This window comes from Pseudoalteromonas sp. SG43-6 (assembly GCF_014164365.1).
Lineage (GTDB): Bacteria > Pseudomonadota > Gammaproteobacteria > Enterobacterales > Alteromonadaceae > Pseudoalteromonas > Pseudoalteromonas rhizosphaerae.
Genome location: NZ_JACJEZ010000050.1, coordinates 12,389 through 36,921, shown reverse-complemented (window position 1 = coordinate 36,921; position 24,533 = coordinate 12,389). Strand labels below are relative to the sequence as shown.

Sequence of the window (24,533 nt, the reverse complement as noted above, 5' to 3'; positions counted from 1 at the left end):
GGAGCGTTATCGATTGATGCGAAATCTTTAGCAACACCGCCGTATACTTTTGCAAGTACGTTAGTGATTGCTGCAGTTAGGGTAGTTTTACCGTGGTCAACGTGGCCGATTGTACCTACGTTTACGTGCGGTTTTACGCGTTCAAACTTTGCTTTTGCCATGACGGAACCTATCAGTTTTGTGTATCTAGATTACATATGAAAATAATCCACCAGAGGTAGATTAAGTTAAATTTTTCAAATTTCAAATAGTATTTTCTGACAGATAAAGGAAGTAATCAAGAAGATTCTAAGACTGGTGCTGATAGGCAGAGTTGAACTGCCGACCTCACCCTTACCAAGGGTGCGCTCTACCAACTGAGCTATATCAGCAACACCAGAAACTGGAGCGGGCAGCGGGAATCGAACCCGCATCATCAGCTTGGAAGGCTGAGGTAATAGCCATTATACGATGCCCGCGTTAGCAACCTGTTCTTAAACTACCTCTAACCGTCAAGAATAAAGTGGTGGAGGGAGCTGGATTCGAACCAGCGAAGGCTGAGCCGTCAGATTTACAGTCTGATCCCTTTGGCCGCTCGGGAACCCCTCCACGATAATTCTTTACTAAACACTTTCGGTAAAAGGAAAGTGGTGCCGACTAACCGAGTCGAACGGTTGACCTACTGATTACAAGTCAGTTGCTCTACCAGCTGAGCTAAGTCGGCACTGCTTTAGTACGGGGCGAGATATTAGAGGAAGGTTGGTGGTGATGCAACAAGAAAATTAAAAAAAATGTGATTTTATGTGCCGAACGCTCACAAATCAGGCAAAACAGCCTGTTTTTGTTAATTTTTGCTCAATTCATACCAGTAATTGAGCCCCTTCATCACTAATTGCGGATCATAAATCGCGTCTAAAAATTGCGCTTTCAATAATGCACCATAGCCACCAGCAAAAATTAGTTGAGGTTTTTTATTGGTTAAATGTAATTTTGCTTGTTCAACAGCCCCTAAGGTTGCCACTAGCGCGCCATTTTTTAAACCATTAGGTGTGTTTACACCCAGCTCATTCGCAAAAGGCGTGTTGGCATCATCAAAAACACGCTGCGTATTCTGTGTTAATGAGCGTGTCATGAGATCAAGGCCAGGTAATATCCAACCTCCCAAATGTTGTCCTTGTGCTGTAAGTACATCAATTGTTGTGGCTGTGCCTGTGTCTATCACGATGCAATCTTGTTGCGGCCATAATTGAAAAGCAGCAATTAAACCAAGCCAGCGATCAATACCTAAATTACTAAATTGTTGATACGCACAGCTAAGGTTACTCAATTGTTTAGTCACTTTCGCTTCAAAACATGGCACCTGAAATGCCGATGCTTGTGCTAATAGTCCATTGAGTTGCTCATTTTTACCAACACTTGCATAAACCAGCTCGTTAATTTTCCGCCAAGGTAGCGCACTAACATCACACGGCTTGATTTCGCCTTGCTGGCATAGCGCTGCTTTAAGTGCTGTATTACCTACATCGATTAATAATCTCATTGAACTGCCTTGCGTAGTGAAATTTCACCACCGTAATAGCTTTTAACCTCACCATCTTGGCGAATACGAATACCACCTTGTGGATCTATGCCTTCACAGATACCGCGCCAGCTTCTATGCCCGGTATTTAACTCCACACACTGTCCTGCAAAGGCGTTGAGTTCGTTCCACTGCTGATACATGTCATGCAAGCCAGTTTGACTGTACTGCGCTAATCGTTGCTCAAGGTGGTATGTTAAATGTGCCACCAGCTGATTTTTATCAATCTGTTGGCTATGTTGGCTCAAATCAGTCCACGCTTGGTCGATTTGCTGGCTGTAGCTTGTGGGCATTTGCAAATTAATACCAATACCTATCACGAGCTGGCATGGCCCTTGTGGCTGACCATCTAATTCGACCAAAACACCTGCGAGCTTTTCTTTATTAAGATAAATGTCGTTTGGCCACTTGAGTTCAATATCTAACTGATACAGTGCTTTTAACGTATCGTAAACAGCTAAGCCTACTGCGATAGACATACCCATTGCGGCTTGCAGCCCGTCATCTAAGCGCCAGAAATAACTATAATACAAGTTCGCACCAAATGGAGACTGCCAAACGCGTCCGCGTCGCCCACGCCCTGCTTGCTGCATTTCCGCGACGACGACAGTGCCTGAATCCAGTGTTTGTTTAGCCGCAATACGGCGCATTAACTCACTGTTGGTCGAATCAATGATCGGATGCACTTCGATATGTGCCGTACTGGCGTTCAAACCTTGATAATATTGCTGGATCTTATTTTGCTCTAACAAGCCCACGGAGTTATTAAGGCTATAACCCTTACCGCTAACTTTAAAAATATCCAGCCCCATCGCTTGTAAACTTTGCATATGTTTACTCACTGCGGCGCGACTAATGCCAAGTTGCTCACCAAGTAATTGCCCAGAGATAAAGCCACCCTGATTGAGCGCATTTAAGATTGCTAATTTATTACCATCCGGCGCCTTCATGCTAACTCCCCTAAACCGATATGGCATTCAGTATCATTATTCATCAAGCGAACTTCGTGCTGTAAGCTTATTTGATAACGTTGCCATATTTGCTGCTGGATATGTTGAATCATTTTAATTAGGTCACTGCCTTCACTGCCACCATAATTAACTAAAACTAATGCTTGTTGCTGATGCACTTCAATTCCTGCGATACGGTATCCTTTTAACCCTGCTTGTTCTATTAACCAACCGGCAGCTACTTTATGGTGGTGTTCATCATAGTAATAATGAGGCAACTGCGGATGCGCGACGAGCAATTCGCTAAGTAACTGGTTTTCTATAATTGGGTTTTTAAAAAAGCTTCCGGCATTGGCAAGTATGTAAGGATCCGGTAATTTGCTGTTACGAGTTTTAATCACTTGCTCAAAAACCGTCTGCGCCGTTACCGACTGAAGCTGTTGTAAAGGACCGTAGCTTAACTCTGGCTGCCAAAGTTTTGGTAATGCCAATGCAACACAAGTGATCACTGCTTTATTTTTTAATTGATGCTTAAAAATAGACTCTCGATAGCCAAACTCGCATTGTTGACAACTAAGGCGGATGAGCTGCTTAGTGGCGATATCAAAATATTCTACGTATTCAATAAATTTTGCCAGCTCTACACCATAGGCACCAATATTTTGTACCGGTGCTGCGCCAACTGTGCCGGGGATCAAAGCAAGATTTTCAAGCCCAGGCATCCCTTGTTTGAGCGTATATGCAACAAGCTGATGCCAGTTTTCTCCTGCAGCAACTTCAAGTAAGTAATCATTGTCGCGTTCAATGATGGCGATACCGGTAGTCGCCATTTTAATTACAGTGCCTTGATAATCGCTTAAAAATACCGTGTTACTACCTTCACCTAAAATGCAAAAAGGGCTATCAAACGTCAGTAGCTGTAATTGTGTAAGGTCAGTGATTTCGCACAGTTGTGAACACTGGCTCGGTAAAGAAAATGTATGAAAAGCTTGCAAAGAGAGAGCCACAAAATGCCCCAAAGGTTAATTGTCACTAATCGCAATAGTGTAACCTATCGTCGCAAAACGCGCATCAGATTGTAAAAATTGCTCAACCCTGATGGTCAATCATGATATAAAACCTGCACTTTTTATTTCCGTCCAGGGTCAATATGAAACTTAAACCACTTTTTTTAAGCCTCGCAATGGCAGGTATGTGCTCTCAAGCAATGGCCAGTGCCATTGATCAAAATTCCTATGCTAATCTTGATGATGTTATTACCACACACTTAAATCTTGATTTAGACGTTGATTTTGCCGACAAGCAGTTAGAAGGTTTTGTTGAGCATACGTTACAATGGCAAAATGCCGACAGCAAAACATTGGTACTTGATACCCGTGACTTAGATATTGATAAAGTAATGTATCAAGATCAAACTGGTGGCTGGCATAAAGCAAAATTTACCCTTGCTGCACGTGATGATGTTAAAGGCTCAAAGTTAACTATTACTTTTAAAAACCAAGCAGCAAAAGTACGCATTTACTACAATAGTCGCCCAGAAGCATCAGGCTTACAATGGTTAACACCTGAGCAAACAGCCAGTAAAACTCATCCGTTTATGTACAGCCAATCGCAAGCAATTCATGCTCGTAGTTGGATCCCAGTACAAGATACACCAGCGATGCGTGTAACTTACTCGGCACGTATTCATACACCTAAAGATGTTCGTGCGGTGATGAGTGCTGACAACAAAGATGCACTTTATAAAGATGGCGATTACATTTTTGATATGCCTCAAGCAATCTCTCCTTACTTAATTGCGATTGGCGCTGGTAATCTAGAATTTAAAGCTATGTCACGCCAAACCGGCATTTTTGCTGAACCAACCATTTTAGATGCATCAGTTGCTGAATTTGAAGACACGCAAGCGATGATCGATAAAACAAGTACCATGTACGGTGAATATGCTTGGGGCCGTTATGACCTCTTAATGTTACCGCCGAGCTTTCCTTTCGGTGGCATGGAGAATCCACGCCTGTCGTTTATCACTCCAACGGTTGTTGCTGGCGATAAAAGCTTAGTTAACTTAATCGCTCATGAGCTTGCTCACTCTTGGTCTGGCAACTTAGTAACCAATGCTACATGGGAAGACTTATGGCTGAATGAAGGTTTTACCTCGTACGTTGAAAACCGTATTATGGAAGAAGTTTATGGTCGTGACCGTGCGGTTATGGAGCAAGCGCTTGACGCTGCAGGCCTGCGTGCTCAACTTAAAACTATTGCAGCGCCAGATACTCGCCTTAACTTAAAACTTAATGGCCGCGATCCGGACGATGCATTCAGCTCAGTGCCATATACTAAAGGCCAGCTATTCTTAATTTACCTTGAAAACAAGTATGGTCGCGACAAGTTCGACCCATTTGTAAAAGCCTATTTTAAAGAGTTTTCATTCAAATCTTTGACCACCGCAGAGTTTGTTACTTACTTAAAAGCGAACTTAATTGAACAGTATCCAGGTGTTGTTAGCATGGATAAAGTAAACGAGTGGATTTTTCAGCCTGGCTTACCGAGCGATGCACCAAACCCAACCTCAGATGCATTCGATAAAGTAGATAGTGCAACTGCAGCATGGTTAAAAGGTGAAACAACAGCCGCACAACTTCCTACGGCAAATTGGACTGTGCATGAGTGGTTACACTTTTTAAATAACTTACCACGTGATTTAAGCCTAGATAAAATGGCGATGCTAGACAGTGAGTTCAATCTTACACAATCAACTAACGCAGAGCGTGCTTTTGCTTGGTTTATGCTTGCGGTTGGCAATGGCTATCAACCTATCTATCCAGCACTTGATAAACACTTATCAGGTATTGGCCGTCGCAAGTTAATCGTGCCGTTATACAAAGCTCTAATTACTAATGGTAAACGTGAATGGGCACATGACGTATACCTAAAAGCGCGCCCGGGTTACCACCCACTTGCGCAAGGTACTATTGACGACTTGTTTGCTAAGTAATAGCTAAATAACTCAAAATTAAAAAAGGGCGATTTATTCGCCCTTTTTGCTATCTATTTTAATCAGCGCTATTTATTTTTAGTGACTTTATCAATGAAAGCTTGCTGCTCTTGAGCACTGGCTTGTTGCCACCAAAAATCTAACATGGCGGCAGCACTAGGCGCATTACCTGCATTAGGTGCAGGGCGAGAAACTGGAGCTTGTAAATTAGCAGCATTAGGTGCAGCTCTGGTTGTTGATGCTGCTGTTGGCGCTACTTGCACTGTCGCAACTTGAGAGCTGGCACTACTTGTCAAATCAGGCTCAGCTATAATAGCCAGTGGCGTGCCTAATGACGCTCCTTTTGCTTGTAAGCTCACTTGCGGCGCTTCTGCAAAAACTTCTGCTGCTACCGCATTATCAGCACGGTTAAACACCACATCATAATCTGTATTAGCAGCAATGGTCATCGTCACCCAAAATGGTTCTGAGTCGATAACTTGATGCTCATCGTAACCTTGCTCGTACAGATCGGTGTATTTAAGTTTGACCTGATATACGCCAGGAACTAGTTCGATTTCATCAACACGATTGAAAAATGAATGTTCAATTTTCTTATCGCCCACTTGTAATGGGACTATTTCTTCAGGAAAATTAACGGTTTCAGCCACACTTGTCGCACTCAAAAATAATGACACAATACCGCTTAATAATATCTGTTTACGCATAATAGCTCCTTGTTGTTTGATTTCAGTTTGACACTGCAGGCAAAGTTTGTCATTAGTGACTTTAGTACAACCGACAAAGAGCCCTTTAAATGAGCCAAGAAACTATTTTTACTAAAATTATTAACCGCGAGATCCCAGCTGATATCATCTACGAAGATGAGCTTAGTTTAGCGTTTAGAGATATCAACCCTCAAGCCCCTTTTCACGTGCTGATTATCCCGAAAAAAGCGATTGCGACCATCAATGATATTACTGAGCAAGATGCGCCAATTGTTGGCCACCTGTATGTGGTAGCTGCGAAAATAGCCAAACAACAAGGCTTTGCAGAGGATGGTTTCCGCGTGGTAATGAATTGCAATGAACATGGCGGGCAAACTGTTTATCATATCCATTTACATATGCTAGCTGGTAAAATAATGGGATGGCCTCCTTATCAAGATAAGACAAAAGGTTTAATTTAAACTGGTTTACTGTAAATATTTGTAAAAAAACACCAACTTTGGAAAAAATATTATTTTATATTAATTTCAATCATTTACAGTTATTTTTAAATTTTTCCTTTGTGAAAAATACGAAAAACGTTATAAAACTATGCATATCTTACCCCCAAGTAATAAATTTCTAATACAAAAGGAGCGGGTTGCATGTTAGGATTGATTGGTCAACTTTATTCAAGAGTATATAAGTATGAGTAGTACAGCCTTTTTGTTACTAGATCTAGAGCCAATTAATACAATTGGTATTAATGTATTAGAGCCTTTATTAAAAACCCAAGGGCTCAATGTTACTAACGGAACAAACATATCTGAAGTTCCTGAGGGAACGCGCTTATTGTTTATCGAAACATCAAGCCAAGACGCTTGGGGTAAATTGAAAGAGCAACTGGTCAACCTACGAGTTAAATGCGATATCGTATTATTCAACTTAGACGAAAATCCAGAACTTGCTAATCGCGCATTGCTGAGCGGTATTCGGGGGGTTTTTTATACTACCGACAACGCTGATGTGCTAATGAAAGGCATTCGTTTATTACTGGAAGACCAGCTGTGGTATCGTCGTGATATCATGTGCAACGCGTTAAACCGTATGCTGCAATTTAATAAAGACGCATTACATAAACTTACTGACGGTGATATTGAACCAGTAAAATTAACTAAGCGTGAAAAAGCAATAATCTCTTTGATGAGTAATGGTTCTAAAAATAAAGAAATAGCTGAAGCGTTAAGCATTAGTCCACACACGGTAAAAACTCATTTATACAGCGCATTTAGAAAGACAAAATGTCGTAATCGTATTGAATTATTATCGTGGGCACAACAAAATATTCCTGACGAAATTCGCTAGCCTAGCAACTCTTATTTTAATATTAAAAACAGGTACTTTGTGCCTGTTTTTTGTTTATTCAAGAGCGCGATATTTGCTAACAAACGCAATTGCCATTATTCTAAACTCGTCACCTCGATCTGCTTGGAATATGAATGCTCGACTCCCTCACGCTCTACTCTGCCAGCGCCGCCATGATGGTCGTCATGGCATTACTCAATTTTTTAACTTGGCGCGCCAACAAAAACACTCCAGGCACAGTGTTATATATTCTTTATCCTTTAGTGCTATTTATTGCCTTGATGAGCTTTGCCTTACATGGTCATTTCGATAGCACCGCCACTATTGTACTTGCAAATAGTTTATGGTTTAGCGCATCCATCATTCATGCGTTAACAATCAGCCAATTTTTAGGTTATCGCGGCAAAGAGTTTCGGTTTTTTGTATTAGCAACCTTATTTTGCGGAGCGTTGCTAATGTACTTTACCGTAGTTGACTCTAACCTACGTAATCGTATGCTGGCCTCTGATTTACAGCATATAAGCGAAGCATTTTTCTTACTTTATTTATTTATTCGCTTTGCGCGCAAACCTTACCCTAACGGTAGCATCGTCTATATTTTGATCCTTACGATTATCAGCTGTATTTTTACTGGGCGAGTTTTTTTAATGGAAGGTGTGAACAACCTAACACTACTGAAAGAAAACTGGTTTACCATTACGTTATTGATCAATGGTGTGATTGCGCCAATATTTTATACCACTGGAATGGCGTTACTGTGTAATGAGCGTAGAGAGCAAAATCTCAACCAACTAACGAGCAAAGCGCAAAAAGATTTAGAAATTCGCGGGCTATTCTTATCAACTATTAGCCATGAAATTCGCACCCCCCTCAATGGTATTTTAGGTAGCGCACAACTAATTTTGAATCAATCAACCGATCCCCGTGATAAACCTTACTGCGAAGCCATTATAAACTCTGCAGAATCACTTAACTTATTGGTTGATAAAGTACTTGATTACGCCAGCCTAGACCAACACAACGAAGCGCTCTATGAGGAAGACGTAGAATTTAAAACCTGGTTGCATAACTTATGTTTATTACTTAGCCCACTAGCTGAGCAGAAACGCTTAAAGTTTGAGTTAATTTATAACCTCCCAGAGCAAGCTTGTTATTACTGCGACCAACAAAAACTTCGGCAAATCATCATTAACCTCGTTGGTAATGCGATTAAATTTACCGACAAAGGTGAAGTTAAAATTCGCGTAGAGTTATTAGAGGAGCGCCAACTTGAACATCATATTCGTATTAGTGTAATTGACTCGGGGCCTGGCATTGAAGATGATGAAATAGAATACCTTACAGAGCCATACGTACAAAGTAGCGCAGGTAAAGAAAAAGGCGGAACAGGCCTAGGCCTTGCTATCACCAGCCGCCTACTAGCCAAACTGGGCTCCCAACTTGATATTACCAGTGAGTTAGATAAAGGCAGTTCGTTTAGCTTTGATATCACGCTTGTGCTTGGCGAACTCAGCCTTGTTGAACAGCGCCATCAATCAAAAGATTATTTAACTGGATTAGATGTATTACTGGTCGAGGATTTAGATTTAAATCAAAAAATAGCCATAGAATTTATGGCTGATGATGAGCATAAAATCAAGCTCGCCCGCGATGGTAAAAGTGCTATTAACCTGATGCAAGAGTACCACTTTGATGTTGTGCTATTAGACATGAACCTGCCAGATCTGACTGGCCAAGAAGTACTTAAAACCCTCAAAGGTATGGAGCATAAAAATCAACGTACCCCAGTACTCGCCTTTACTGCCAGTTTAAGCCCTGACGAAATCAAAGAGTATTTCTCATTAGGAATAAAAGACATTGTTGGTAAACCAATTAAACAACAAAAATTACGCCAAGCATTAAGTGATTCACAAAGCAGCCATGCACCCAGTATTGCCGTTGAGCTGAGTGATGTTTTATATGACAATACCGCAGAAGACACATTAAAAAGCTCTTTTAGTGAAGACGAGATTTCGTCTATTTACAACGAGTTTGTATTATCCGCACGCAACAAGCTGATCCGTGCTCAGCAATTATTAGATGAAGATAAAGAACAATGTATCAAGCTGCTCCATCGCCAAGCAAGTACCGCTTTACAGCTCGGTTTTAACCGCTACGGTATAGAGTTAAAAAAAATAGAACGACGCTTACTCGATAACAAACCGCTTAAAGAGTCACTCACAGAAGCGTTGGTACTGTGGCAAAATAGCCTTGAGCAATATTTAAAGTATGTCAGGGAGCAAATGAGTTGACGAGTTGGCGAAGTTAAAGTAATAAGGAAAAGATACAATGGCTATTTTTAAAAATTTATTTCACTGGCAGCGTGGCAGGCAAGATTCGGGCTATGACAAAATGCTTCTGTGTGGCGCCCATTGGCCAGTAAAGTTTGATACTTATTTAATTAAGTTTCCCGTTGGTAGTGAAATAAAGCCCCATACAGATAAAGTAAAAAAAGGTAAGCATTTTCGTTTAAATCTCATTATTAAACGCGCCCAACTGGGCGGTGAGTTTATGTGCGAAAACACCTTATTTCAAAGCAAGCGTATAAAACTATTTAGGCCCGATATAACTCAGCATGCAGTAACCAAAATAGAAAAAGGTAGTCGTTATATATTAAGTATTGGCTGGGTTAAAAGCGATTAACCTTCACTATTTTCTACCATACTGATCGTCAAAACGTTCAATATCCGTTTCATCTAAAATGCTGCCAGTTTGTACTTCTATAAGGATCAGTGGCTCATTTTGCGTGTTTGCTAGGCTGTGAATATGACCGGCGGCTATATAGCAAGATTGATCGGCAGTAAGCGTGCGTGCTTCGCCATCAATACGTACATCAGCAATGCCAGAGACGACAACCCAATGTTCAGCGCGGTACTGATGGCGCTGTGTTGAAAGTTTGCCTGCAGGGCTGACAATAATTTTTTTCACTTTAAAGCCGGTGCCTGCAATTAACACCCGGTAACTACCCCACGGTCGATACACGGCTTGATGATGGATCAATTTATCGTCGTGCTTAACGGCTAATTGCTTTAATAGTTCCGGGAGCTGATCTAACTGGCTTTTACTCGCGACTAAAGTTGCATCATGGGTGTGAATAATCGCTAAATCACTCACCCCAAGAGCTGCGATGCTATGACCTTCTTCACCACTGAGTAAGTTGTTATGGCTATGTAAAACCACGTCATCTGTGCTTAGGCTATTGCCTTGCTCGTCTTTATCGGCACTTTGCCATAGCGCATTAAAACCGCCGACATCATTCCAATTCAGCGCTAAAGGCAACACCGCCACATTTGGGCTGCGTTCTAAAATAGCATAGTCGATTGAATCACTTGGACAGTTTTTTAAGACTTCATTATTGGCACGGATAAAACCTAAGTCGCCACTAAAATTGGCGGCTGCTGCAATGCAACTGGCGATCTTTGGTGCAAAACGCTCAAGTTCAGCAAGGTATACGCTAGGAGTGAATAAAAACATCCCACTGTTCCAGCTATACTCGCCACTGGCAAGATATTGCTGTGCTAATAATAGACTGGGCTTTTCTTTAAATTCATCAACTTCATAGCAGTTTGAAGCCGCTATTTTAGTGCCATTTTTAATATAACCGTAACCGCAATGGGCTGAGTCTGGCTCAATCGCAAAGGTAATTAATTTGCCCTGTTGCGCCAAGCTTATCGCATCAGGAAGTTGCTCTATTAACAACTCAAAGTTATCAATATGATGATCGGCTGGCATCACTAATAAAGGTTTATCAAGCCCTTGCTGTAATGCATATTGTGCTGCCAATGCGATGGCGGGAGCAGTATTTTTGCCATCAGGCTCTAACAGTAACGCCATGGTTACAGCGTCGATTTGCTGGCATTGGCTGCTGACAATAAAGCGATGCTGCTCATTACAAACCAAGATCGGATCGGTAAAACATGAGTCAGAGACTCTCTTTAAGGTGCTTTGCAATAATGACTCATCTCCCAGTAGAGGTAAAAACTGTTTTGGCATAGCTTGGCGCGATAATGGCCATAACCGCGAACCGATACCACCGGCCAATACAACTGGAATAATGGACTTTTTCATAGCAAATACACTTAAATTTGAAATGCCCATAGTTTAACAGAGTATAGCGAGTGCATTACAGCAACTAAAAAATCTATTTTTCGTCATCGACTCGCTTTTAATTCAAGCTGTTCTACACTAAATCTTAATTACCTGTATTAGGTTTACAGCTTTGCTTTGATAAGGATGTTGTTATGGCTAACCAAACCCGTTCATTCGGAGATTTTGTACGTAATATCGGCTTGACTAAAAAGCTTGTTATTGCCTTTTTGCTCGTTGCATTAATTCCCTTGACGATTGCCATCAGTCTTGCGCTGTATAACTCGGCGACTGCTTTAAATAAACAAACTTACGCTCAATTAGAAGCGGTTAGTGAAATTAAAAAAAGCGCCATTGAGAGGCATTTTGCCGATATACATGCGCAATTATTATTTTTAGCACAAAGCCCTTTACTCCACACCGCAGCTGATGAACTTAGCCGTGCATTTAAAGAGCCCTATACCACCGCCCTCGACAGCACCGCAGAGCAACAGTTGGCAGATTACTATCACAATGACTTTAATACTAAATACCGGCTTAAAAACGAAGATAAATTACCAACTTCTGAGCTGCTTTCTACACTTTCGCCCACAGCTAAATATTGGCAATCACAATACCTAGCAGATAATCCATATCCACTTGGCGAGAAAGCAAAGTTAGCACAGGCAAGTGCTGACAATAACTACAATCTACTACACAGCAAATACCATAGTTTTTTACTAAACTTTGCGCAAAAATTTGATTTTTATGATGTCTTTATCATCGACAATCGCAGTGCTGAAGTGATTTACTCTGTTTACAAAGAAGTTGACTTTGCCACCTCTTTACTTGATGGACCTTATGCTAATAGCAACCTAGCATTGGCATTTAAACAAGCAAAAATGATCAATGAAGATGAAATTACCTTTGTAGATTATCAGCAATATTTGCCATCTTATAATGCACCAGCTAGTTTTATCGCCACCCCGATTTATAAGCAAGGCGTACATACTAGCACCTTGGTTTTTCAACTATCCATTGATGCCCTGAATGTCATTATGACTGAGCGGGCAGGCTTAGGTTCAAGTGGCGAAACATATTTAGTCGGACCTGATTTTTTAATGCGTTCTGACTCCTTTCTCGACCCCGAAAACCATTCGGTCGTAAATTCTTTTCGCTACCCAAGCATAGGTAAAGTAAAAACGCTGGCAACTGAGCTTGCTCAGCAAGGAAAAAAAGGTCAGCAAGTAATCACCGATTATAGTGGCTCCTTAGTACTGTCGTCTTATCAACCCATTAACGTATTAGGCATGCAATGGTCGTTACTGGCTGAAATAGATAAAAACGAAGCTTTTGCCACGGTCAGTCATTTAACGACGATTCTCGTTAGCACCTTAATCATATCGATTATTGCCATCACTCTGGTCGCTATTTGGTTTGCTCGTTCACTGACCCGCCCGGTGCAATTACTGGTCGACACAATGCGTCACGTTGAACAAAAAGGTGATTTTTCGGTACGAACGCCAGTGCTTTCGAATGATGAAATAGGTTCATCGGCAAGCGCTTTTAATTGCCTGCTTGATGCGCTGCAAAGCTCTATTTCCCAAACCAATACGGTTATGAATAAGATGGCCGCAGGTGAATTTAACCACCGAATTAGTGCGCCCTGCAAAGGCGAATTAGATTCCTTAAAACAGGCCACAAATAATTGCGCAGACTCGCTAGAGCAAGCAATGAGTGAACTAAATCATATTATAGATGAGATGAGCCAAGGAAATTTTAATAGCCAAATAACAACCCCAATGCAGGGACAGTTGGCCACCTTAAAACAAAATATAAATGGCTCACTGCAATCGCTAAATAGCACCATTACTGAAATTGTCGGGGTGATGAGCCATATTGAACATGGTGATTTTAAACAACAAGTTACGGTAGCCGCACAAGGCTCTTTGGCGCAATTAAAAAACAGTGTGAATAATTCAGTACACAGTTTAGCCGGAGCGGTAAGTGATATCAGCCGCGTAATGAGCGCACTTCACGATGGGGATTTTTCACAACACCTTGAGCAACCTCTACAAGGCCAGTTAGCCACACTTAAAAATGATATCAACGCGAGCGTCGACAATCTCGCGTTAATCATTAAAAATATTAACGATGTTATGGCAGCCGTAAATGCTGGCAACTTTAAACAACAAGTAAATTGCAGTGCCAATGGCCAATTATCAACTTTAAAGCATAATATTAATAACTCAATTATGGGTTTAGACACTGCTGTAAGTGAAATATCAAACGTTATGCTGGCGATCAGTAAAGGTAACTTCGAGCAGACAATCGATAGCGATATGAATGGCCAACTCAATGTACTTAAAGATGATGTAAATAGCTCTATTAGCAATTTGAGTATTGTTATTGCTGAACTCGCGCGCGTTATGGCAGCTATGCGTAGCGGTGATTTTAATCAACAACTAGAGACAAACATGCAAGGCCAATTAGCGCAGCTGCAAAATGATGTGAACAGTTCTTTGACCATCACCGCAGATGCAATCGCAGAGGTAACTAAGGTATTAAGCGGGCTTGCTCAAGGCAATTTAAATCAACAAGTACAGCAGGATTACCAAGGTGTATTTGCTACATTAAAAGCAGATGTAAATCAAACGATTGAAAAACTTACCAGTGTTATTAGCAGCATCCAAGACTCTGCCTTAAGAGTATCACAAAGCGCCGCAGAGATAGCAGAGAGTAACACCGAAATAAGTCAACGCACTGAAGAGCAAGCAGCCAATTTAGAAGAAGCCAGTGCCAGCAGCAGTAACATGCTGGATGAAATAGCAGCCATTGCTAAGCAAGCTAACGAAGCGGTTAAGCTTGCAGAAAACGCTCAAATGAGCGCAACCGAAGGGGGCGAGCTATCCATACAAACGGTTCATGCCATTGTTGAGGTCAATAATTCCAGTAAGGATATTAATGAAATTGTCTCTGTTATTGATGAAATAGCATTTCAAACCAATTTATTAGCTCTCAACGCAGCGGTAGAAGCTGCCAGAGCTGGCGAGCATGGTCGCGGGTTTGCGGTCGTTGCCAATGAGGTTAGAGAATTAGCTGGACGTAGCGCAACCTCGGCGAAACAAATTAAAACTATAATAAGCAACAGCAACCAAAAAATTAGTCACGGTACCGCCCTTGCTAATTCATCAGGTGAGAAACTAAAGCAAATTGTCAGCGCTGTGGCTGATGTTAACCATATGATAGTGTCTATCAATAGCTCTTCGATTACCCAACAACAGGCAATTAAAGAGGTAGATATTGTGGTACAACGTCTAACAACCTTGATCCAAGAAAACTCAGCGATGACTGAAGAAACCATGGCTGCGGCAAAACAAATGGCAGATCAAGCTAACACTATGCGTCACTTGCTCGGGTATTTTTCACTGCAAAAGGCACCGTTATAAGGAAAATAAATTCACTAATAAATAGCAACGATTAATTGGCGATTCAAATTAACAAACTTGATAAACTAGCTGCACTAGATATTTTAATGCAAATTTAGGGATTCATAAGTGTACTTGCGACAACTTCAGTTAACAATGGTTTGTGCCTTAGCGATGCTGATACCACCAGCAGCTGTGGCTACGGCTGCTTACCAATGCACGGTTGATGGCGTGGCTACCTTTAGTCAACTACCTTGTGGTGACGATGCTAAAGAAATAAAAATTCCACCAACTAATGTGACCCAAGCATCTAATACGCAACAAAGCAAAGATATCATGGCGTCTGTAGATAGTTATGTTGCGATGCAAAAAATTGATCGTGAAATTGCAGTTTATCAACGAGAAATAAAGCAACTTCAAGATACTCTTGCAGAACAAAAAACCAAAATAAACTATATGACGCAAGACTCTGCAAATAAAATGGGTGCAAACTCAATTGCTGATGCGATAGCAAAACGAACAGCACAAGCTGAGCAACGCATTGAGCCGAAAATAAAGCAGTATCAGCAACAAATTGATGCGTTAAAAGCGTTTAAAACGCAACTAAGCCAATAAATTTAGCTTAGGGTTTGTTTAACCACTTTTATTAGCTGTGCTATATCACTACTGTTGTTATAAATATGCGGTGAAACTCGCACCCCATATGCTCGCGCATCGACACTTATGTTCGCCTGAGACAGTGCGCTTAATACCGCCGGCTGTTGCTCGCCAAAATTTAAAATAGCTGTACCGCTGCATTTTTCTGGCGTTGTTGGTGACACCAAATATGGCCTAAACTCTGCACTTAATTGTTCAAGTAGCGCCAAGTTGTGCGCTCGCACTGTTGCAACACCTAATTTAGCAAAGTAACCAATGCTATGCCCTGCGAGTACAAATGGCGCAATCGATGGAGTGCCGCCCCAAAAACGCAATGCGCTATCATGATAAGCAAAGTGATGAATATCAAACTCAAATGGATTTTGATGTGAAAACCACCCTACATCTTGTGGTTCGCACACATTTAATTGCGCTTGGCTTACCCATAAATACGCCGCACCTGGACCTGAGCATAACCACTTAACGCTGGAACCAATCATAAAATCAGCATCAACTTGGCTTAAATCTAGAGGTAATACACCAGCTGACTGCGCCACATCAACAAGACTCAAACAGCCTACGTGCTTACACAGTTGCGTAATTTCAGCTACGGGCGCTTGCTGGCCAGTATTTGAATAAGCGTGACTGATAAATACTAAATCAATATCTGCTTGAATATATTGTTGCCATTGCACGCTATCAGTTAAATCTACGTGTTCAGGAATAAACTTTATTTCAGCGCTACTAGCCAGCGCTTTTTGCATTGCAAACCCCATGCTAGGAAAGTCACTTTGCGCCATCAACACCTTACAATTAGCTTGCTGTAAGCGAGGATGCGACATAACTAACTTTGTTAAAGCGCTCGATAAATTTACTTGTGGGCAAAATTGCCTGCTCGGTGAATTAAACAATGTACTGAGCGCCTGAGTAAAGCGCTCAATGGCTGGCAGCCACTGTTGCCATGGCTCTTTATTACTCGCTTGCCAAGGAGCAAAAAAATGCTGGTTAAAATCATCTTGGCTGCTTTTCAGTGCACGGCCAACAGAGTGATTTAGCAAGTAACAGCCTGCCGCAAGATTAAAGTCATCTTTGTACATATTAATTACTCACCCATTGCTTTAATTGTGCTAAATCATCATAACGAGTTCTTATATCATCACGCTTTGCTGCAGCTCGACGATCTCTTAATTGTTCAAGAGAATCCAATAACACATGCAATGGCGGACCGCTGGCAGTCACTTTATTCATATGTTGCTGTTGCATGTGTTGAGCTGGCTGAGCTATAAACTTACTAACCAGTTGATTATGATGACCTATTGCAGTATCGCCATGCAGCTTACATACTTGTATAAACAACTTGGCATTGGTTTTAAACCACGAGCTATGGCGGGTATCTCCTGCCGCTAAAAAGTCATCCATTATGCTTGGCATACGCATAGACTCTCGCAGAATTTGCTGATCTTCAGGCATCATATATAAAAATTTATCCACCAGCATTTGTGAATAACTCGGTTCGTTGGCAAAGCATAAACCTAACAGCATATCTATAACGTTAATTCCGGCAAAATCTCCCGCATTGGCTCCACGGTAAACCTCTTTGCCAACCCGATACGGCTTATAGTAAGGACGTACACAGAAAAAGAATCGCTCGGTGTCTAACTGATTATATAAAGCCGTATTCGATTCAATCACATCGACTAACGCCTGCTTGGCAACTTTAAGTAAATCACCGCATAGCGGATGCGAAATACCTAATGGCTGAATTTTTAATAATGCATCAGCTGCTCGCTTATAGGCTAAAATCCCTTTGGTATTGTAATCAATGAATAATTTTTCATCTGGCAGATCCGTAAAGCGCTTATAAAGGCCATTAATCGCCTTATTATGGGTGGTTAAATGAGCCGTTGCAAAGCGCGGAGTAACCCCAATTGATGCACCAATATGCATGGCCAGTGCCGAGGCCTCAACTAAAGGCGAGGTTGTTTCGCGCGATGGTTCAGTGATCTCATGGCGTCGACAAGCCGCCATAAATAATCCTACATTGCCAAGTAAATCAAACGCACGATCAAACCCTTCGTCAGTATTGCCTTCTGCTAGTAACTTACGAATATGCGCATTACCCTCAGCCTCTAACTGATGCTTAAATTGCTCCCCGACAAATTCTACGTTAGCTTTATCTTCTTGTTGCCAATAGATAGCCTCTAGTTGACTATTAATTTCTACAAAGCGGGTTCTGAGCCACTCATCAAATGCCTGGGTATTATTACTCACAGATATTACTCCACACCAAAGTTTATTGCATTAATGTTAACAGATAACATAGAGCACAAATCAGCAAAACCACTAATAAAAATCCATACAATTAGTGATATTCACTCTATAATCACTATTAAATGCAATTTATTGTCGTAATTATGAGTTTAGATAAAAAAGATCAACAATTACTAACGTTGTTACAAAGCAATGCGCGTACCTCTGTATCAGAACTTGCAACAACTGTAAGCTTATCGGATACCCCTTGCTTAAGGCGTATAAAAAAACTTGAAGCAAGTAAGGTGATCACTGGCTATCACGCAGCCTTAAACCCACGCGCACTCGGGTTAAAAGTGCTGGTCTATGCGTTTGTGCGGTTGAGCCACAATTCCGCCAGTGCGGCAAATATGTTTGAAGAACACGTGGAAAAACTGAATCATGTACTGGAGTGCTCTGTCATATCAGGAAGCTATGATTACTTATTGAAGATTATTGCTACCGATTTAGAAAGCTACGAAAGTTTTGTTAAATATAAGCTTGGGAGTATTGATTGTATTGCTAACATTGAGTCTACAGTGGTTTTAAAGCAAACATTTAGCAAAAGGCAGCTACCACTTTAAAAAATAATACTATTTAGTGCCGATTCGCTATACTGAAATATCATTATAAAAATAATATTTAACAAGGATGCATGTGAAGATTTTTCGTTCAACATCCAGTTCTTTTGTTTTTTACATATCGTTTGCTGTTGCTTATTTTGCAACTGGTAAGTTATTAACTAATTTTGCCTTTCAATCACAAGTCATCCCTATTTGGCTCCCTGCTGGTATTGCCTTAGTTGGCTGTTTTATCTGGTGGTGGCGTTTTATGCCGGCATTATTTATTGCCTCTGTCGCCTTTAATTTAAGTACCGGTGATAACCCGATCACTGATCAGGTTTTAATTGGCAATACGCTAGAACAAGTACTGCTAATCGGCTTAGGCGCCGTGCTACAAGGCATGATTGGCGCTGCTCTTTTAAAGTACTGGCTAGGCCATCCGCTGTATTTAAAACAACGCCAATCGATTATTTATTTTATTTTTATCGTCGGTATTGTCGTCAGCCTCATATCGGCCAATATTGGAGTCTATGCTTTAAGTCAATTTAATCCCGCCTACAGCATTGAAAATCACTGGAAAAATGTTACTTATTGGTGGTTAGGTGACTCACTCGGTGTGCTGATCGCAACCCCCTTTTTATTGGCCTTACTACAGCCTAAATTTAAACGACACTACGTCACCCCATTGCCAACCATCGCAGTCTGCTCGGTATTATTCGTCTCTGTCGCCTTAACCACTAAACTATACAACCAAGAGACTTATTCAAATGCGATACAAATTGCCAAGCGTGAAACATCTATCATTGAAAACAGTTTACTGCGCAATTTAAATCTTAGCCAAATAACCGTACAAAGCCTTGCGAGCCAAATTCAATCAACACCAACTTTAAGTCAGCAAGAGTTTGATAGCTACAGTGCCCAATTACTGGCTGAGCATTCATTTATTAAAGCATTTTCATGGAATCGCAAAATTCCCCCAGCTCAGGTCAGTGATTTTAACAAGCAGCTCGATGAAATTTATAATTCATATAACTTTGATCCGAGTATTAAAGGAGCGCCATTATCAAACGACGATCCATTAGTGATTATTACCTATATAGCCCCTTTTGCAGAAAATCAATCCGCTACTGGTTTTAACCTCAATTCTCGTAAAGATCGCCGTGAGACTTTACTCGACCCACGCATCAAAAATCGCCCTGTAGGCACTAAAATAATTCAATTAGTGCAAGCACAACAACCTGAGCCCGCTTATTTATTATTTGCTCCGGTGTATCAACAAAATAATGAAGTTGCCTCAATTAAAGGCTACGCAACAGGTGTATTTTTAGTGGAAAACATACTTGCTCAATCGCTTACCCAAGCACAAAATAAGATGTTTAATATCGCTATTTATGAAGCCAATGCTACCAACCCGTTTTATTCAAACGCCGAAAATGTGCCGACCAAAAGCAATAAGCTTACAACCATCACGATTAATTTTGCAGGGCAAACATGGCTAGTTGATTTAACGATTAAAGATGAGTTCCTACCGCATCAAACTAATCACATGACACTCTTTTTAATTATTCTACAGGTCATTGTAAGCTCACTTATTTTACTGGTATTACTGTTATTCAATCATCAACATATTGCTCTATCGCGCTTAGTAGCGGAACGTACTCGCTCGCTTGTCAGAGCTAAAAAGCAATCTGATTTAGCGAATCAAGCTAAAAGCCGGTTTTTAGCCAATATGAGTCATGAAATTCGTACGCCGCTTAATGCGGTGATCGGTTTTTCAACCTTAGCTAAAAGTGAAGATAGCGCTGAAGTTCTCATCGGTTATCTAAATAAAATTAATTTAGCTTCTAAATCATTGTTAAGTTTAATCAATGATGTACTCGATATCTCTAAAATTGAATCACAAAAGCTCACCTTGGAAGTCGCTCCTTTTGATTTAAATGCTCTTCTTGCCCGGATTAGCAGTATGTTCGAACAAAGCGCTGAACAAAAAGGCATTCACTGGAAAGTTGATAACCAATTACCAACTGATATTTGGTTTGAAGGTGATGTTATGCGAATTGAGCAAATTTTATTAAACCTGTGTAGTAACGCCATCAAGTTTACCTGCGAAGGTGAAGTAAGTGTCAGCGCATACTGTAAGGAGATCACCGATAAACGTAGGCAAATTACTTTGGCTATTAAGGACTCTGGCATCGGCATTGCGCCATCAGAGCAAAGTAAATTATTTGATGCATTCACCCAAGCTGATAACTCCACATCACGCAAGTTTGGTGGCACCGGGCTTGGCTTAACAATCGCAAAAGAACTTAGTTTGCTAATGTCTGGAGATATCAGCGTACAAAGCGAGCCAGGTAAAGGCTCCACATTTACCCTGTCTGTCGAGTTAAATACCTGTGCTGCGCAACAAGTAACGGCAAAGCACACACAACAGCATGTTGATTTAAGCAAACTAAAGATACTGGTTGCAGAAGATAACAGCGTCAATCAATTAGTAATAAAAGCAATGCTTAGCTCTTTGGGGATCACTCCAACACTGGTTGAAAATGGCGAATTAGCAGTAGAGCAAGTTAAAATAAATGACTTCGATTTAGTGTTAATGGATTGCCAAATGCCCATTATGGACGGTTACCAAGCCACCGCCTTGATACGTCAAATTAAAAGTACTGAACAATTACCCGTCATTGCCTTAACCGCTGATGTAATGCCTGAGGATAAAGCCAATGCCTTAGCAATTGGTTTTAATCAGCATCTTGCAAAACCCCTCGAACTCGATAAGCTAACCGAGTGCCTAATCAATTATGTAGATGTTTATGAGCCTTAATGGAATATTACTAACTCTCACTTTAATAACAACCTCTAGCCTTGCTATCAGCCAAACCAACTGCGTTACTCAGTTAACTGATTTAAACTATATTATGAACAGCAAAAAGCAGGGCCTATTACGGTTTGAAAAAAGCAATGCTAATACGGATTTTTCCTATCATAGTGAGCAAGCATTTAGTGATTATTTAAGCTTTGCATACCAACATATTTTAGCGGCAAACCCGCGCGCATCAATGCCTTGCCCTATTTTAACTGATACCTATCAGCTTTTAGTTAAACAACAGCAACGCACTAGCCCCCCTAATATAGTTGATCTTATAGCGCCATTTGAATTACGCCAAAATAACAACCACAAAGCAGTTCTATTAATTCATGGCCTTACCGACTCTCCATTTACCTATCATGACTTGGCACAAATTTACTTTCAACAAGGCTATACCGTACGTACTTTGCTGTTACCAGGCCATGGCACCGCAGCTAATGCACTAAGCAGTATTAATGCCAAACAATGGCAGCAAGCTGTAGACTATGCAATTAAACGTACTATAAAAGATTTTGATCAGGTGATTTTAGGTGGCTACTCTACAGGCGCAGCCCTATTACTTAATTATTTAACTGTCGAGCCCGTTGACCCAAAAATAACTGCACTGATGCTATTTTCGCCCGCCACTGAACCACACAATAAAAATGGTTGGCTGGCGAAGTGGATTGACCGTATTCCCTTTGTGAATTGGATAGATAAAGACGCCGATATTGATTTTGCTAAATATGAGTCGTTTCCATTTAATGCAGCAACCGCAGCCGATGATGCTATGCGCTCCATCGCGTTACCAGAACTAATCGAGCGTCAATTACCAAACTTAGCTATTTTTTCAGTGATGAGTGATATAGATACCACCATTGATACCCGTGCATCGCTGCTATTGTTAAGCGCCTTACATGATGTAAAGATACGCCCTGCAAATAGCTTAGATACCTTGGTTTTTTACGGTGATAAAACAACCATTACCAGTGGTTTTCCAAAAGACTATAGGGTATTAAATCCACAGTGCAAAAATACAATCTGTAAAAACATTCATGGTATTTCTCATATTGCCGTAGTTAACTCACCTGATAACCCTTACTACGGTATTGCTGGCGCTTATCGCAATTGCGGCAGTTACCTCGATGATGATACTTTGTATAAGCAATGTAAAACGACCGAAAAACCTAATATTGGCGAGCGTACTGCAGAAAATATTGCAGCATTTCCAACCTTTCAACGTCTGACTTACAACCCTTACTTTACTGAACAAGCACTCTATATAAAACAGTTTATAAAGCAGGTTGAAGGCTCGCAGGGTAATCAATAATGAGTATATTTAGTCACCGCTGGTTAACCAATATCAGTGCAATAGATACCGCTGTTTGGCAGCAGTTTTTTGCCGATAATCCATTTACTGATCATGCATTTTTATTTGCATTAGAACAAAGCCAATGCGTATCAGCCGCGTCTGGTTGGCAACCGCAACATTTAGCCATTTACCAAAATGATACTTTGGTGGCATTAGCACCCGGCTATCTAAAAAGTCACTCTTATGGCGAATATGTATTTGACTGGGCATGGGCTGAAGCTTACCAGCAACATGGTTTAGAATATTACCCTAAGTGGTTATCTGGCTCACCGTTTAGCCCTATTGAAGGTCAACGCCTTGCGATTGCACACTCACACCCAGAACAAGTGTATCAGTACATAACAAAGACTTTAACAGCTCAATGTGAGCAACAAGGTTGGTCTGGCTGGCACATTAACTTTTGCTCGCAACTGCAAGTCTCTCAACTCACACCACATCAAGGTATGCATCGTATTGGCGTGCAGTTTCAATGGCAAAATCAAAACTACGCTACTTTTGACGATTTTTTAGCGCAGTTAACCGCACGAAAACGTAAAGTATTGAAAAAAGAACGTAATAAAATAACCCAGCAAAATATTAGTATTAAATGGCTGCAAGGTGAACAGATAACTAAAGCTGTGATGAGCCAGTTTTGCGAATTTTACCAACGCACTTATTTAAAACGCTCTGGCCACATGGGTTATTTAAATCATGACTTTTTTATTTTGTTACATGCCTTAATGGCCGATAAACTGGTGATCATGCATGCCATCCATGATCACGAAGTGGTCGCTGCAACACTGAGCTTTAAAAATAATGACACACTATACGGGCGCTATTGGGGAGCTATAGCAGAAATTGATTGCCTGCACTTTGAGCTTTGCTATTACCAAGGTATTGAATATTGTATTAAACATCAGCTTCAGTGTTTTCACTCAGGTGCGCAGGGCGAGCATAAAATAGCACGAGGTTTTGCACCGGTATTTACTCACTCCGTACATGCCGTAATGGATGCTACTTTTAGCCCTGCGATAGCAGATTACTTACAACGTGAGCGTCAGCATATGCGCATCTATCATCAGCAATGCACTGAATTATTACCTTTTAAGATTGATAACTAATGACGTTTAAAAATCAATAACTGATTATTAGCAGGCATCGCAATATCATCAACAAGCATTAACCCTGCTTGCTCAGCTAATTGCTGTACCCATTCGAAATCACGAATGCCACTTTGGCTGTCTTGCTGATTTAAAAATTCATCAAAACGCTGATTACTTTCACTGGTAAAGTTGCCGTTGTATTTAAATGGGCCATAAATACACACTAGACCTTTTGACGCTAAATGCTTATTAACACCAGTAAAAAATTGCTCAACTAACGGTTTGCTGACGATGTGTAACGTATTAGCAGTATAAATAGCATCAACGGTATTTATTGGCCAAGGGCGATTTAGATCTAACTCTACTGGTGCGTGCAAATTACCTAGCTTTGCTTCATCAAGCCACTGTTTAATACCATTATGATTAACCAAGCGATCACTGGTATGCCATTGTAAGTGAGGCAAATTAGCAGCGAAGTGCACGCTGTGTTGCCCCGTACCAGATCCCACCTCTAACACTCTCTCGACTTGTGCTAAATATGCTGTGATGACGCTTAATATTGGATTTTTATTATTTTCACACGCTTGCGAGAAAGGTTTCGTCATATATATTTCCAAGCATCTCAATACAGATGCACCAAGATTGGTAAAGTATGCCCAT

General features: G+C 40.9%; 20 protein-coding genes and 4 tRNA genes. 11 read left to right on the top strand and 13 right to left on the bottom strand.

What is annotated here, in order from left to right; translation table 11 throughout:
• The 8 genes from H5201_RS18165 to murB all read right to left on the bottom strand — a co-directional run.
• Positions 1-161, bottom strand: a 161-nt coding sequence (locus H5201_RS18165) for a GTP-binding protein (RefSeq protein WP_246175643.1), incomplete at its 3' end; no start/stop codon positions are given.
• Between the two features lie 134 nt (positions 162-295).
• A tRNA-Thr gene (locus H5201_RS18160) sits at positions 296-371 on the bottom strand.
• 12 nt (positions 372-383) lie between these two features.
• Positions 384-458 (bottom strand) — tRNA-Gly (locus H5201_RS18155).
• A 45-nt stretch (positions 459-503) separates the two neighbouring features.
• A tRNA-Tyr gene (locus H5201_RS18150) sits at positions 504-588 on the bottom strand.
• Positions 589-627: 39 nt separating this feature from the next.
• Positions 628-703, bottom strand: a tRNA-Thr gene (locus H5201_RS18145).
• A gap of 120 nt (positions 704-823) precedes the next feature.
• Positions 824-1,519 carry a type III pantothenate kinase gene (locus tag H5201_RS18140; protein WP_182719320.1) on the bottom strand — a complete coding sequence of 232 codons (696 nt, stop codon included), beginning with the start codon at positions 1,517-1,519 and terminating at the stop codon, positions 824-826.
• Positions 1,516-2,508 (bottom strand): bifunctional biotin--[acetyl-CoA-carboxylase] ligase/biotin operon repressor BirA, encoded by a 993-nt coding sequence (gene birA / locus H5201_RS18135; RefSeq protein ID WP_149983335.1) that lies wholly within the window; start codon positions 2,506-2,508, stop codon positions 1,516-1,518. Before birA ends, H5201_RS18140 begins: the two co-directional genes overlap by 4 nt.
• Positions 2,505-3,515, bottom strand: a complete 1,011-nt coding sequence (gene murB / locus H5201_RS18130; protein ID WP_182719319.1) for a UDP-N-acetylmuramate dehydrogenase — start codon at positions 3,513-3,515, stop codon at positions 2,505-2,507. The genes birA and murB overlap by 4 nt, the downstream gene beginning before the upstream one ends.
• A gap of 143 nt (positions 3,516-3,658) precedes the next feature.
• Here murB and H5201_RS18125 point away from each other — a divergent pair, with 143 nt between their 5' ends.
• Positions 3,659-5,503 (top strand): M1 family metallopeptidase, encoded by a 1,845-nt coding sequence (locus H5201_RS18125; protein ID WP_182740885.1) that lies wholly within the window; start codon positions 3,659-3,661, stop codon positions 5,501-5,503.
• Positions 5,504-5,571: 68 nt separating this feature from the next.
• Here the strand turns inward: H5201_RS18125 and H5201_RS18120 are convergent, their stop codons facing one another.
• The gene (locus tag H5201_RS18120; RefSeq protein WP_149983338.1) at positions 5,572-6,210 is read right to left on the bottom strand and encodes a DUF2057 family protein; all 639 of its coding nucleotides are present in this window, start codon (positions 6,208-6,210) and stop codon (positions 5,572-5,574) included.
• A gap of 89 nt (positions 6,211-6,299) precedes the next feature.
• Here H5201_RS18120 and H5201_RS18115 point away from each other — a divergent pair, with 89 nt between their 5' ends.
• The 4 genes from H5201_RS18115 (at position 6,300) to H5201_RS18100 (ending at position 10,236) form a co-directional block, all read left to right on the top strand.
• Positions 6,300-6,671, top strand: a complete 372-nt coding sequence (locus H5201_RS18115) for a histidine triad nucleotide-binding protein (RefSeq protein WP_149983339.1) — start codon at positions 6,300-6,302, stop codon at positions 6,669-6,671.
• 226 nt (positions 6,672-6,897) lie between these two features.
• On the top strand, positions 6,898-7,554 hold the full coding sequence (locus H5201_RS18110; RefSeq protein WP_149983340.1) for a response regulator transcription factor: 657 nt from the start codon (positions 6,898-6,900) through the stop codon (positions 7,552-7,554).
• A 134-nt stretch (positions 7,555-7,688) separates the two neighbouring features.
• Entirely contained in the window at positions 7,689-9,845 is a 2,157-nt protein-coding gene (locus tag H5201_RS18105; RefSeq protein ID WP_182785166.1) for an ATP-binding protein, read from the top strand.
• Positions 9,846-9,882: 37 nt separating this feature from the next.
• Positions 9,883-10,236, top strand: a complete 354-nt coding sequence (locus H5201_RS18100; protein ID WP_182719316.1) for a 2OG-Fe(II) oxygenase — start codon at positions 9,883-9,885, stop codon at positions 10,234-10,236.
• A gap of 6 nt (positions 10,237-10,242) precedes the next feature.
• On the opposite strand, the gene H5201_RS18095 is transcribed toward H5201_RS18100, so the two are convergent.
• Positions 10,243-11,661: a mannose-1-phosphate guanylyltransferase/mannose-6-phosphate isomerase gene (locus H5201_RS18095; protein ID WP_182740649.1), complete on the bottom strand. Its 1,419-nt coding sequence runs from the start codon at positions 11,659-11,661 to the stop codon at positions 10,243-10,245.
• Between the two features lie 173 nt (positions 11,662-11,834).
• Here H5201_RS18095 and H5201_RS18090 point away from each other — a divergent pair, with 173 nt between their 5' ends.
• Together H5201_RS18090 and H5201_RS18085 are read left to right on the top strand one after the other, a co-directional pair.
• Entirely contained in the window at positions 11,835-15,107 is a 3,273-nt protein-coding gene (locus tag H5201_RS18090) for a methyl-accepting chemotaxis protein (protein WP_182740650.1), read from the top strand.
• 108 nt (positions 15,108-15,215) lie between these two features.
• Positions 15,216-15,701, top strand: a complete 486-nt coding sequence (locus H5201_RS18085; RefSeq protein ID WP_310736256.1) for a DUF4124 domain-containing protein — start codon at positions 15,216-15,218, stop codon at positions 15,699-15,701.
• 2 nt (positions 15,702-15,703) lie between these two features.
• Here the strand turns inward: H5201_RS18085 and H5201_RS18080 are convergent, their stop codons facing one another.
• Together H5201_RS18080 and H5201_RS18075 are read right to left on the bottom strand one after the other, a co-directional pair.
• Entirely contained in the window at positions 15,704-16,819 is a 1,116-nt protein-coding gene (locus H5201_RS18080) for an aminotransferase class V-fold PLP-dependent enzyme (protein WP_182719313.1), read from the bottom strand.
• A 1-nt stretch (position 16,820) separates the two neighbouring features.
• Entirely contained in the window at positions 16,821-17,993 is a 1,173-nt protein-coding gene (locus H5201_RS18075; RefSeq protein WP_149983347.1) for a monodechloroaminopyrrolnitrin synthase PrnB family protein, read from the bottom strand.
• Positions 17,994-18,136: 143 nt separating this feature from the next.
• On the opposite strand from H5201_RS18075, the gene H5201_RS18070 reads away from it, so the two are divergent.
• The 4 genes from H5201_RS18070 (at position 18,137) to H5201_RS18055 (ending at position 23,891) form a co-directional block, all read left to right on the top strand.
• Positions 18,137-18,595, top strand: coding sequence for an Lrp/AsnC family transcriptional regulator (locus H5201_RS18070; RefSeq protein ID WP_182785165.1), 459 nt, complete (start codon positions 18,137-18,139; stop codon positions 18,593-18,595).
• A gap of 73 nt (positions 18,596-18,668) precedes the next feature.
• Positions 18,669-21,395: a CHASE domain-containing protein gene (locus H5201_RS18065; protein WP_182785164.1), complete on the top strand. Its 2,727-nt coding sequence runs from the start codon at positions 18,669-18,671 to the stop codon at positions 21,393-21,395.
• Positions 21,385-22,749: a carboxylesterase gene (locus tag H5201_RS18060; protein WP_182762170.1), complete on the top strand. Its 1,365-nt coding sequence runs from the start codon at positions 21,385-21,387 to the stop codon at positions 22,747-22,749. The genes H5201_RS18065 and H5201_RS18060 overlap by 11 nt, the downstream gene beginning before the upstream one ends.
• Positions 22,749-23,891 (top strand): GNAT family N-acetyltransferase, encoded by a 1,143-nt coding sequence (locus tag H5201_RS18055; RefSeq protein ID WP_182762168.1) that lies wholly within the window; start codon positions 22,749-22,751, stop codon positions 23,889-23,891. Before H5201_RS18060 ends, H5201_RS18055 begins: the two co-directional genes overlap by 1 nt.
• Here the strand turns inward: H5201_RS18055 and H5201_RS18050 are convergent.
• On the bottom strand, positions 23,888-24,478 hold the full coding sequence (locus tag H5201_RS18050; protein ID WP_182785163.1) for a DUF938 domain-containing protein: 591 nt from the start codon (positions 24,476-24,478) through the stop codon (positions 23,888-23,890). The genes H5201_RS18055 and H5201_RS18050 overlap by 4 nt on opposite strands.
• Positions 24,479-24,533 lie beyond the last annotated feature (55 nt).

Coding starts and splice junctions, on each gene's coding strand:
- H5201_RS18120 (WP_149983338.1), bottom strand. CDS start 6,210: ATGCGTAAACAGATATTATTAAGCGGTATTGTGTCATTATTTTTGAGT.
- H5201_RS18100 (WP_182719316.1), top strand. CDS start 9,883: ATGGCTATTTTTAAAAATTTATTTCACTGGCAGCGTGGCAGGCAAGAT.
- birA (WP_149983335.1), bottom strand. CDS start 2,508: ATGAAGGCGCCGGATGGTAATAAATTAGCAATCTTAAATGCGCTCAAT.
- H5201_RS18105 (WP_182785166.1), top strand. CDS start 7,689: ATGCTCGACTCCCTCACGCTCTACTCTGCCAGCGCCGCCATGATGGTC.
- H5201_RS18070 (WP_182785165.1), top strand. CDS start 18,137: ATGAGTTTAGATAAAAAAGATCAACAATTACTAACGTTGTTACAAAGC.
- H5201_RS18060 (WP_182762170.1), top strand. CDS start 21,385: ATGAGCCTTAATGGAATATTACTAACTCTCACTTTAATAACAACCTCT.
- H5201_RS18140 (WP_182719320.1), bottom strand. CDS start 1,519: ATGAGATTATTAATCGATGTAGGTAATACAGCACTTAAAGCAGCGCTA.
- H5201_RS18095 (WP_182740649.1), bottom strand. CDS start 11,661: ATGAAAAAGTCCATTATTCCAGTTGTATTGGCCGGTGGTATCGGTTCG.
- H5201_RS18110 (WP_149983340.1), top strand. CDS start 6,898: ATGAGTAGTACAGCCTTTTTGTTACTAGATCTAGAGCCAATTAATACA.
- H5201_RS18125 (WP_182740885.1), top strand. CDS start 3,659: ATGAAACTTAAACCACTTTTTTTAAGCCTCGCAATGGCAGGTATGTGC.
- H5201_RS18115 (WP_149983339.1), top strand. CDS start 6,300: ATGAGCCAAGAAACTATTTTTACTAAAATTATTAACCGCGAGATCCCA.
- H5201_RS18080 (WP_182719313.1), bottom strand. CDS start 16,819: ATGTACAAAGATGACTTTAATCTTGCGGCAGGCTGTTACTTGCTAAAT.
- H5201_RS18055 (WP_182762168.1), top strand. CDS start 22,749: ATGAGTATATTTAGTCACCGCTGGTTAACCAATATCAGTGCAATAGAT.
- H5201_RS18090 (WP_182740650.1), top strand. CDS start 11,835: ATGGCTAACCAAACCCGTTCATTCGGAGATTTTGTACGTAATATCGGC.
- H5201_RS18050 (WP_182785163.1), bottom strand. CDS start 24,478: ATGACGAAACCTTTCTCGCAAGCGTGTGAAAATAATAAAAATCCAATA.